We start from the raw sequence: 12,343 nt of genomic DNA on the forward strand, positions 1-12,343 counted from the left end.
AATCCTATATTCAAAATTTCTTAATAAATTTTTAAAAGTCTGATTATAATACTTTTCATTTTTTTACAAATAAGAAAATGTTTAAAACAAATATAATTAGCTTACAAGGCCAGAAATAATACATATAAAGCAAGTACTGAAAGAATTGTTGCAATTAGGGATAAAATAGGCTAAACGCATCACTAGAGATATCTGATGCTACATTTGTTATAGTATGTGCTATATTGTTATAAAAGAATTATAAAATATTATTTAAATACAATTAAATTTTGGCTAAAAGGTATTTGTTATTGAGCACTTATATTGAATTGCTTAAACAAAAAAATATCGAGAGCTATAACCCTCGATATTTTTAACTTTACACACTTATTGAGATACTACCAAAAATAAATGATTAAGGATTTATCATAAAGAGTTTTGTTCTATATCTGTAGGTAAAACCCCAAAATGTGCTTTAAAGCATTTGGTAAAATAAGAAGGCGAAGAAAAACCCACTTTAAAGCAAACTTCACTAACAGTTGCACTGCCACTTTCGAGCAACTGTTTTGCACGTTGTAATCGAATTTTTCTTAAAAATTCATTAACCGTTTGTCCTGTTAAAGTTTTTATTTTTCTATAGAGTTGACTTCTACTTAAATTTAATTCTTCAGCCAATAACTCCACACTTAAGTCTGAGTCGCTGATGTTTTTATTAATGAAACTTAAAACTTTTTGAATAAATTCTTTATCAATAGATATTGCATTTTTACTTTCTTCGGCACCACTAATTGCTCCAAAATATTTATTAAAAATTAACTTTCTACTTGTTATTAACTGTGATACTCGAAGTTTTAACAAACGCATATCAAAAGGCTTTACCATATAGGCATCAGCGCCATAACCTATGCCCTCGATTCTATCGTCTATTCTTGTTTTAGCGGTTAGCATTAGTAAAGGAATATGGCTAGTTCGTAAATCTGTTTTAAGTATTTTACAAAAATCGAACCCGTTCATTTCTGGCATAATTACATCTGTAATAATAGCGTCTGGCAGGGCATCACTTGATATTTCTAAGCCTTCTTTTCCATTATTTGCTACCAAAATTTTATAGTCTCCTTTAAGTTCATCACGCAAATAATTTCGAAGCTCTGTGTTATCTTCTACTATAAGAACGGTATATGACTTGGTTGTTTTTTCATCGAAAGCAACATCTTCTTTTACCGATTCTGCATTAATTTTTGGAACAAACCTTTCTTTTATTGATGTTGCAGATGTAACTTCGGTAAGAAGTTCCTGATCTGAAAAATGATTTTTTCCCGCTGGGAATAAAATTCTAAAAGTGGTACCTTCTCCTATTTTACTTTCAACTTCAATGCTTCCTTTATGTAATTTTACAAAATTATGAACCACTTCAAGCCCTATTCCTGTGCCTCCATAATAAGTTTTATTCAAATTTTCTACTTGATAAAAACGTTCAAATATTTTTTTAGCTTGTTCTTTATCTAAACCTGGACCTGTATCTGAAATTATAATTTCAATTACCTTAATTGGTTTTTTTTCATCAACCAAGGGTAGCACAATTAAATCATCCTTTGATAAAAGATCGATATTTATAGCCCCTCCGTTTGGCGTCACTTTCATGGCGTTTGACAGTACATTGAAAATAATTTTTTCTAACATGCTTTCGTCTGCCCAAAGTGATATGCTTGGAACGTCTGAATCTACTGCAAGATGTATGTTTCTATTATAAGCTTCTTCTTTAAAATAACCAGTTATGTCTTTAGTAAAGCTAACAGCATTTGTTTCTTGAGCCCGTATTCGCATTTTGTTAAACTCTAACTTCCTAAAATCCATTAATTCATTTATTAACCTGTAGAGCCTATTTGTATTTTTGTAAATTATATTATGTTTATCTTTAACGCGTTGTGGTAGATTTAGCTTATCATCGTTAATAATATCTTGTAATGGGTTTATCATTAAAGTTAAAGGTGTTCTAAACTCATGAGAGATATTGGTGAAAAATTGAAGTTTCTTCTCGTGTAATTCATCTTCTTGAATTCTTTGATTTCTTTCATTTCTTATTAATTCCTTTTCTTTAATACGCTCTTGGGCTAAGTTATTGAGTAAATATGCCATACCTAAAAACAATGCTATATATACAAATATTGCCCAATTTGTCTTCCACCAAGGTGGTAAAACAGTTATTCTTAACTCTAAAGGTGTTTCATTCCAAATGCCATCGTTGTTAGCAGCTTTTAACTTAAAAACATAAGTTCCGCGATCTAAATTTGTATAGGTTGCGCTTCTTAAGTTTCCAACATAATTCCAAGACTCCTCTAGGCCTTCTAAATAATAAGCATACTGGTTTTTTTCTGGCCTTGTATAACTTATTCCCGAATACTCTATAGTAAAAACAGATTGATTGTGGTTTAATTCTATTTCTTCGGTTTTAGCCAATATTTGTTTTAGAGGCGAACCTTCTTCATCTGGATAAACCTCCTTATTAAACAATTTAAGACCAGTAAGGTATAATGAGGGAACTATTTTATTTGTACTAATTTCATCGGGATTAAAAAAATCAATTCCTTTATAATTCCCAAAATACAAACGTCCTTTATGGTCTTTATAAACGGCATTAAAATTGAACTCGTTAGATAGAAGCCCATCGTTTAAGGTAAAGTTTGTTATTTCATTATTCTTTAAATTTAGTTTTAAAAGTCCTGAATTTACACTAACCCATAAATTCCCGTTTTCACTTTCAATAATACTGGATACACTTTCCTCGGTGAATTCATATAATTCATTATACCATTGAAATGTGTCATCTTCGGTATAACGACATAAACCAGAACCTCGGGTACCAAACCAAATTGACCCATCAGAACTTTCATATAGCGATAAGATGTGGTTGGCGCTTTTTTTATTTCTATTACTATTAGTTTCTTTCTTTGAAATAGCTTCTACTTGATATTCTTTATTTCTGTTTTTATTAATTCTAAACACCCCTTCAGTAGTACCAACCCAAACGTTATTTTTAGAATCTACTAACACTTTTCTAACGGCATTTCCAATTAATTCTTCTTTAGGAAACGGAGGCATATATTGGTTTGTAAACGTTCCATCTTTAGGATTATATGAAACAACCCCTCCATGAAAGGTTCCTATCCAAATTAGACCATCTAAATCTTCAGCAAAACTTAATACACTATTAGCATCTAGATTAGGGGTATTTGCTGCATTATAATTAATAAATTTTTTAGATCCATGTTTCAATAAATACAATCCATTATTCCAACTTCCTGCCCAAATATTTTTATTGCTATCTATAAAAACGGTTTGAATATCAAAGCTAGTTAATCCGGAATAGCCTTTGGTATTTGTTTTACTAATATGCTCAAATTTATTAGTTTTAGGATCATAAATATCTATCCCACCTCCATCCATACTTATCCAGAATTTGCCATACTCATCTTGCTCAATTGCTGTAACAGAAGCGAACTGAAGTGAATTAATATTCCCTGATACACTCTCTAAACTATTAAACTTATCATATAATTTATCATAAACCGCCACCCCACTGTTATAATACCCCATCCAAATTCTTTCATTCTTATCAACGAATAAAGACCAAATGGAATTTGATTTTATACTATTTTTATCTGTTTTATCTAATATGTAATTTTTAATTACAGTACCATTTTGATTTAGGTGAATTAATCCATCATTCTCAGTACCAATTAATAAAGTACCATCAGGAATTTCGACCATAGACAAGATCCTTTTTTTAGTTATGTTATAATGGATTAAATTGAAGGATTTTTGACTACCTATACTTAGAATAGATGCTTTATATAATCCGTTTTCAAGTGTTCCAATCCAAATATTATTTGAATTATCTAACAATATTGATTGTATGGGTTGGTCTATTGAAACTATTCCTTTATAAGAAGAAAAAAGACTTTTTTTTAGTTTATTGGTTACACTATCATATTCCAAAAGTCCTATATTAGAACCAACATAAACTTTTCCTTTATCGCTGACTTGAATAGCGTTAATATTCACAAAACTTGTTTCGGAATTAATGCCCTCTACAGGTATTTGTTCTATTATATCACTGTTAACATTAAATTTATATAGGCCATTTTCAAAAGTACCTAAATAAATATTACCAGATTTATCTGACGACAAACTACTAACAGCAACAGAAATATTTTTATTTTTATTTATCCTACTTATTGGAATTTTTTTAAATCTATCGAACTGTCTTTCATATAAATTAAGTCCATCTTCAGTACCAATCCATAATCTATTTTTATAGTCCAAATGAGTACAATAAATTAAATTGCTAGTTAAAGAAGTTGAATCGTTAAGTTTATGTTTGTACGAAAGATAATCAATCCCATCAAACCTATATAACCCAGCACCATTAGTACTTATCCAAATAAAACCTTCTTTATCTTGTATAATACTTGGCACAGCCACCTTAGAAATGCCATCTTTAATATTAACAAAATGGTATTCCATCAAACTTCCTTGTGACCATAATTGCAAACTTATTAGGAAATAAAAAATCAGAAATTTGCCAGTGTGACTATTAAAAAACATAATTGTAGTTTACTTTTATTCCGGATTAAAATTACTGTTTTTTGTGATGATCCACCTATCTATTTCGAAACCATCTTCGCGCATTGAAAAAGAAATAACATATTCTCCTGCTTTTGGGAAATCTAAATAAATAGTTTTTGGCACTCCACAATGATTTTCTGGCACACGCTGAGCTGAGGACCAGGTCCATTTACCTTTTCCATCGCACCATTGCATGCGCGCTCCACTTTCTGGCCATTGTTCGTCCAATCCAACATGTGCACCATTGTCTTCGGTTCCACTTGAAAAGGCTTGTGCCCAAACATAGTACCTTCCTGGGTTATTGATTTTTACTTTGTAGGATACCATAGCACCCACCCCCGCAATTGGGAAAAAGTTTTCACCATGAATCAGTGGATCATCATGTGTTATTCTAGTATCTGGTAATGCTTCAATATAACTATTACCACTGGCAGTATCCGAATGATTCTCAATGTTATCATTTAAAAAAGGCAAGGAATCTTCTCTAGAACGCATGTACCAATCACGTTTTGTTCCGTTATTAGAACTGTAATGAAATGCTTCGGCTTCCACTTCTAAAAAACCATCCTTTTCTTCAAAAGGCACAACCGCTTTTAGTTGTTCTTTAATTGAAAGTCCTTCTGGAATTAAAATGAGTGCTTTCCAACGACCTCTAGACCAAGCTGTTTCATTGTTTTCAGGAATTTCCCCATTTGAAACAGCGTTAGATTCTATTTGAATGATATCGTTCGTATAAAGATGAATTGTATCAAGTTTATGATTAATCACTCTAAAGGCATCTGAAACAGCTGGATTTATAATGGTATCTATTACAGTTCCATTTACTTTTATCCTGTATTCAGATTCACCATCATTTTCTGCTAATGAAACAAAAGACATCTTGTATAAACCTGTTTCACCTTTAAATATTGAATAAGCGTTTGCAAATACATTGCGTTGGTTTTTATCGGAAGCATCTATGGCTAAAACACCATTAAGTTCGTCTCTGTAATAAACCGCTTTTGCCTTTGTATCGTTTTCAAAATCGGTCAAGGCATCCAAAGTTATAACCTGCTGGTTCTGGGTTTTATTTTGAGTTATAACTTTATTTTTAGCCTCAATAAGAGCTACCCAATCACCTTCTTTACTTGGAGGCAACCCAATAGAAACCAAAGCACCACCTTTAATGGTTTTTAGTGTTCCATTTTGCAGTTTGCCACCCGTTTTTGGGTTATACCATTTGATGGTGTAACGCTGGTTAGAACCCAGTAAATTAATTTTAGTCTCCACTACTTTAGGCAGATAAATAGCATAAACGGATTGATTTTTAGCAAAAACGTAATCTTCCGTTCTATCCGTTAAATCATCTGCCGATTGCATATCTTGAAAAGGTAAATACTTGCGAAAAAAGTCTAAGGCATATCGTGTTTGATCCCATACAATGTCCCTAGAACGCCAATCTTCACAATTTAAATCGTTGTGTGCATATTTATAGCCAAAATACCACTCTACACCAGCACCACCTGCCATTAAATTACCCCAAAGCACTTCATGTCTAATAGCTTGATGTTCTGGGTCGTCGGCATCTGGTTTTGCACCAGAATCTGCAGGACCAATTTCATCTTGCGTTACCAACCATATTCTTTTTGATTTTTGAGATTCTAAAAGCCACTTCTTAGTAATATGATGTACTAAATCTGGATGATGAATCTGGTTTGAAACCCCATCAAGATATTCATAACCCAACAAAGGATTTAAAATTTCTTCTTGTTGTGATGGCACGGAGTGGGTGTGTAACGCTATAAAATTTTTATAAGGGTCCTGTTCCTTAATATATTTTGCCATGGCTTTTCGGTCTGCATCATTTTGTCCTTTCGGGCTCCAATCAACAGGGCCATTTTCCTCTCCTAAGTTCCATGTAATGCCTAAATGATGTGAGAAACGAGCGATTAATTCTCTATAATAAAGCTTCCGCTGAACGCCCAATTCGCCAATATCTAATAACAATTCATTTTCTGTTTCTTGGGTGACTATATGCAGCATTAAGCCCAATGTATCCATGTGATCAAACACTTTTTCCCACTGATCTAATTTACTACAATCGAAACGATAGCGTTCATTAACGTCGTTCCATGGCCAAACATCTTTTCCATCACCTTGGACATTCATGGTTAAAAAATAAACCGAATTCATTCCCTTCGAAGCCAAATAATTAAGCGCTCCAATAATATTTTTTCCCTTTCCGTTTTGCCAGGTTGGATCGCCTTGCTTCCAATCTTTAGCATGTGCTTCGTATCTGTGTGAAGGAGGTGTTTGATCGAACTCAAAATATCCTAAAAAGTTTTCAGGGCTATCGGTACCGCCTTTAAGGAAATATTCTTTTGTTTCAGCAAATTGCAAATAGCGTTCGTTAACATATCGCAAACGTCCTTTGCCTCTAAAATCAACGCCATTTTTATTTGAATTTACTATGGTAAAGGTTCCGCTTGCTCCATCAAATTGAATACTCTCGCCAGCATTAACATCGTCATTTACCGCTATGGCCTTTCCTTTTCTAAACGAGACATCATAAGTCCACTCCCCAATAGCATCTGGCACGAATCTTACTTGCCAAATGCTTCCTTTTTCAGCACTAGTTTCAGAAGCATTTCCATCGGCTGCAAAAAACCCTGGCACAACATAAATTTTGTTTTTGTTTTTGAAAGTAACAGTTAATCTGTAATCTAAAAAAGGATTTTCCTGCCCTTTTTCTGATAGTTCGTCTCCTGAAAAACTGAGGGTTACTTTATGCCATTTTTTTAGTTCGCCGTCAATTTGAACATCTTTATTTTGAGCGTAAGAACATAAATTAAAAAAACATGCTAACAAAAAAAAGTAAATCGTGTTATTGCCAAGTTTATAAGTTTTAAGGATTGTAATAAGGTTTATGCCCATGTATTTCTTTTAAATTAGTTAGTATTTCTTCCATGATATCCCACTTGAATCTTTGGATACCTATCCCAATTGCATTTGAAATACTATTTCTAAAATGCGATTTCCTTCTGGAAATATTCGTTGATTGAAAGAAAAATTCCCTTTAATCTTTAGCATTGACAATAATGATACTAAAAATTACAATAATCAATGGAAGCAGTTTGTTTTTCATCCATTAGATTTTAAGTGTTTTAAATAATTGGTATAAAATTACAGCTTAGGCAAAAATAGATTTGTAACAAATTAAGCATTTTGTATCACAAATGGCGCATATAATTTGTTATGCACTATTATCTTTTCTTAATTATCTTATTAGTTTTAGCTTAAATTGACTTCTAGAAGTTAAGTAAAATACAACCATTAAATATCAATCCTGTCCTAAATAAAATTAAGGCACATCAAATTTAACCATTTTACTAGCTTGACCACTTTATTTTATAGATTTTCAAAAAAGAACCCCTTGTATATATTTATTTGGAGGAGGTTGCTCTTTAGCAAACGGATTATCGAGCCAAGTGTTTAGTTCTATTTTAACAAAAAGATTAAGTCTTATAAATGCAACAAGATTAGATAAATACCACGCGTGCTTTGCCTGTGTTTTTAGTGCTTTTAAAATCAATATTGTTATAAGTGCGGTCCAGATCTGTATCATTACAGCATTCTGACTTGTACCTATAAAAGATTTGATGTGCAACTGCTGTTTTATGTCTCTAAAAAATATTTCTACTTCCCATCTAGCCTTGTACAGTTCTGTTATAGTGTTTGCTGTCCAAGACATTTGATTGGTAATTACTTCAATGGTTTGCTGATTTTTTTCATCCCATAACGCAACTCTGCGCAGCTTTTTAGGGTACTTATCTTTGGTCTTTTGACCTGTTAACTCAATAATTTCATCTTTTAGAAGATGCTGATGTCTGTTCTCGGGTAGCTCTAATTCTTTTAGAGTTTTAAATTTAATGTTATCCTTATGCCTTATTACAAAATAAACCCCCTTGCTGTCCCAGACATTTAAGAGTGAAAAATCATTGTAAAATCTATCAGCAACTATAACACTTCCTTTTAGGAGCGGCACATCATAAGCCCCTTTATTGTCCGCTGTTTTGCCATCTGTAATGTTTACATAAGCTGGCAGATGCCCATCGTAATCCAGTAAAGTGTGCATTTTTACCGCTCCTTTTTTTGTTTTGTATTTTGCCCAATCAAACAAGCCTAAACAAAGGCTTATCGTTGTAGCATCAAGCAAGAATATTTTTGATTTTATCTTGAATTTTGTGCGTTTCATATGGGCTTGCTGTCCTAAACTTTCCAGTAAAACATAATAATAAGCCCTAAAAAGCTCCCAGTCCCTGTTTTTATTCTGATAGCCCACTGTAGATTTTGATGGTGCCTTACCCATGGCTAAATGATTGAGATTACCAGTTGTAGAACGTAAGCCATTGCTAATGTCGCGAAGCGATTGGCTTTTTGAATTTAGAACGGTCAAGTTTTGAAATTATTTGTGAAAATAGAGTTACATTTACCATAAGAGGATGGGTTTTGTTGTGCAACTCAAAGATATTTGAGATACTTGACTTTATCCTCTTATTTTTTTAAACGTTTTGGACGCTATTGTTTGAAGATGTTATATCCAAAGCAATTATTTTCTCTTCAGCAGAAAAAGTTTATGGAGTGAAACCAAATGCGATTGGAGATATGCGATACATAGTTGTTCCTTATGCATTAGCTTGGTTAGGTTATAAATTAGATTATAAGTTAGATCTCTATAAAATCTGGAAACAGCAAACATTAAGTGATGTTCTAAAATCGAAACTACACGAAATAATGTCCAAGATTGAAGAATATATTAAATCCAAAGCTCCTGGTTCGTTGTATGGGGAGTGGGCAAAAAAAGAAGAATGTTGGGATGCAATAAAAAATGAAAATCTGAATATTAAACTGGATGAAATATCTGGTGAACTTGAAGATAAAACATCGGAAAAGCGGAAAATGTTGACTGAAGATGAAACAATAAAAGTAGAGATTGAAGCATCTATTGAAAGGTTAAAATCGGTTCATTATAAAACATGGAAAAAAATTGAGGCTTGGGGCAGAGAAACTGGTAATCTTAGTCAATATCAATTTGATATGGCTTATACTTTAAGTAGTAAGCTTCGTAATAATAGACCTTTTACTGATATTGAAAGAAATCAAGGTGAAACAATTCTAAATAGCGTTATTGAAAAAAATCCAGAGTTATTTTTCGATATGGATGAATATTTCAATCATGATGAAAACTTGAAGAAAGATGAAGTCAATATTACTTTAGATTTAGTGGAGAAAATAGTTAAATGGGATAAGGAAAGAAGAAAATTAGATGCGTACAAGTATAGATTTATGGTTGAGTTACTTGAAGGAAAAAAAACACTAACCGATAGAAATAAATCCCTTGTAGGTTTAAATCTAAAAACTGTACAAAAATATGGTTTTAGATAAGTAAGATTTTAATATTTCGTTTCATTAGGATGTGCAAAAAACGACATGACAATACCACTTTCGGCGGAAAAAAGTGAGCATAGTTAAATTATCAATAACTCATTATATTGGATTTGTTTAAAGCCGTAAATGATCTGGTTCAAATTATCCGCTTTTAATGGTTCTCATCATCCGTCCCATCCATCTATGGAATATAAAGATCAGAAAAAAAAACACATGGTTGAATTATCGTGGAAAATGGATTAACCCAATTGAACGTAAGGAAAAAAGTAGCGAAGATAGAAATGTAGCTATTAATATTGAACTATCTAATTAAATACCATGTGATAACTTAAGCCGTCTAAAAACATAGCTTGGATTAGTGCAAAAAACGACAAGACAATACCACCCTCGCCGGAAAAAAGTGAGCATAGTTAAATTATCAATAACTCATTGTATTGCATATGTTTAAATCCTTAAATGATCTGGTTCAAATTATCCGCTTTTAATGGTTCGCATCATCCGTTCTATCCACACAAACAAAAAAGTCTAATACAAAAAACTATTTAGTCTAAAGAAGAACACTTTTTTAATATCCACTAAAATCAAATAGAAATAAAATTTCATCAAACAATTCTTAAATGGTTTGTATTATTAGAGCCTTTTACACCTTCCTTTTTCGATTCAATCTCCCTTAAAGCTTGGGCAAGTTTCGACATATCCCTACTGACCTTTGTTTCAATAACCCGGGCATATTTCTGGGTGGTGGAAATCTTTTTATGGCTTAAAAGATTAGAGACCGTGACGAGCGGTACATTGTTTAAAAGGGTAATCGTGGTGGCGAAAGTATGGCGGGCAACATGAAAAGTCAGTTTTTTATCAATACCACATAATCCAGCGATTTTCTTTAAATGCTTATTGACCTTTTGGCTGCTAAGAACAGGCATAAGCAAATGTCCATTCTGTTCACAGGGATGATTCCTATAAATTTCCAGTATTCTTTTTGCTTGATTTAAAAGTGGTACTTTTACAGGGGTTTTAGTTTTTTGCCGCTTGACCATTATCCATTGTTCACCGTCTATTCCCTTAACTATACTTTTGGTATTAAGATTCTTTACCTCTATATAACATAAACCTGTGTAGCAAGAAAAAATAAATATGTTCTTGGTGTCTTCCAATGAGCTATTTCCTGAATTAAGCAATTTCATCCTATCAATTTCTATTTGGTCCAAAAAGGCACTATCGAATTCCTCAAACTTCAATTGATATAAGGAAAAAGGATTTTCTTTTATCCAGCCATTTTTCAAGGCCAAGTTCGTTAATTTTTGAAAACGTTCCATGTGCTTCATTATGCCATTATTTCCCAGTGACTGTGATTTTCTTAAAGGTGAGCAGTGTCTCAGGTAACTTTCAAAGCTGGCAACTAAGGAATAATTGATGTTCTTGAGATAATAATCCAATGACTTAAATTCCTTTTGAATAAACCTTTTAAGGTATTTTTCAGTAGAGGGATAATTTTTTGCAGTTCCAGGAGATAAATAGATCAAATCATTCTCCCTATGATAATTTATAAGGTCATCAATTGTTGCTATAGGCTTGTCCTTGCCCAAATACCTTGATTTAACTGCTTGGGCAGTTACAACAACGCCACCGTCGGCTAATTGCCTATGACATAAAACTATTCTGGAATGGATGCTTTCGAGGACATCGTTGATTTCTTTAGCCCCAGAAAATTTGGGTTTGATGCGTCTTGCATTTGTGCACCAGCTATGTTCGAAGGCGGTTTGTTGGGTGCTTAGATCGGCACGTTTGCCTTCTATAGTGATCCTCGCATAAATTGGGAATGTTCCGTCTTTTTTTAATACCGTCTTTTTTAGCCAAAAATGGACGTTGAAGGTTTTTAGGAATGTCATTACTTTCGTTTTTAATGAATAAATCAGTTAAACGAAAGCCAAATCGCTGTAAAGATGAGATACTAATGGTACAAATTTAGGGAAATATATCCTTAAAAAATAGGACACCTAATAGGACACCTTCAAATTTGTACTCAAATGGGTACAAATGAATTCAATCAAAAAATTAAAATACTGAATTTCATTTGTTTACCATTATTTTGATATCATTTGATACCCTATTTGTCGGGATGACAGGATTTGAACCTGCGACCACACGGCCCCCAGCCGTGTACGCTACCGGGCTGCGCTACATCCCGAAATTTTCAGGGTCAAATATACAATTATACATTTGTTCAATGCAAACATTTTTAATTAGAAAGTCTTTCTAAAATATTAGATAATTAGTACACATCTGTTTAAAGTCACCATAAATTTGACTC

The 12,343-nt window shown here is 32.7% G+C and carries 5 protein-coding genes and 1 tRNA gene; 1 reads left to right on the forward strand and 5 read right to left on the reverse strand.

From position 1 onward, the window contains the following. Positions 1-405: 405 nt before the first annotated feature. The 3 genes from B8963_RS15655 to B8963_RS15670 form a co-directional block, all read right to left on the reverse strand. Positions 406-4,503: a hybrid sensor histidine kinase/response regulator transcription factor gene (locus tag B8963_RS15655; protein WP_234989682.1), complete on the reverse strand. Its 4,098-nt coding sequence runs from the start codon at positions 4,501-4,503 to the stop codon at positions 406-408. 96 nt (positions 4,504-4,599) lie between these two features. Beyond that, positions 4,600-7,518 carry a DUF5060 domain-containing protein gene (locus B8963_RS15885; protein WP_143312563.1) on the reverse strand — a complete coding sequence of 973 codons (2,919 nt, stop codon included), beginning with the start codon at positions 7,516-7,518 and terminating at the stop codon, positions 4,600-4,602. Positions 7,519-8,002: 484 nt separating this feature from the next. Continuing rightward, positions 8,003-9,040, reverse strand: a complete 1,038-nt coding sequence (locus B8963_RS15670; protein WP_234989683.1) for an IS4 family transposase — start codon at positions 9,038-9,040, stop codon at positions 8,003-8,005. Positions 9,041-9,165: 125 nt separating this feature from the next. Here B8963_RS15670 and B8963_RS15675 point away from each other — a divergent pair, with 125 nt between their 5' ends. Next, positions 9,166-10,029 carry an AIPR family protein gene (locus tag B8963_RS15675; RefSeq protein WP_084063158.1) on the forward strand — a complete coding sequence of 288 codons (864 nt, stop codon included), beginning with the start codon at positions 9,166-9,168 and terminating at the stop codon, positions 10,027-10,029. Between the two features lie 605 nt (positions 10,030-10,634). Here the strand turns inward: B8963_RS15675 and B8963_RS15680 are convergent. Further along, a complete protein-coding gene (locus tag B8963_RS15680; RefSeq protein WP_084063159.1) occupies positions 10,635-11,921 on the reverse strand; it encodes a site-specific integrase in 1,287 nt (428 codons plus the stop codon). 225 nt (positions 11,922-12,146) lie between these two features. Next, positions 12,147-12,220, reverse strand: a tRNA-Pro gene (locus tag B8963_RS15685). Positions 12,221-12,343: the final 123 nt, after the last annotated feature.

The organism is Cellulophaga tyrosinoxydans, from assembly GCF_900176415.1.
Lineage (GTDB): Bacteria > Bacteroidota > Bacteroidia > Flavobacteriales > Flavobacteriaceae > Cellulophaga > Cellulophaga tyrosinoxydans.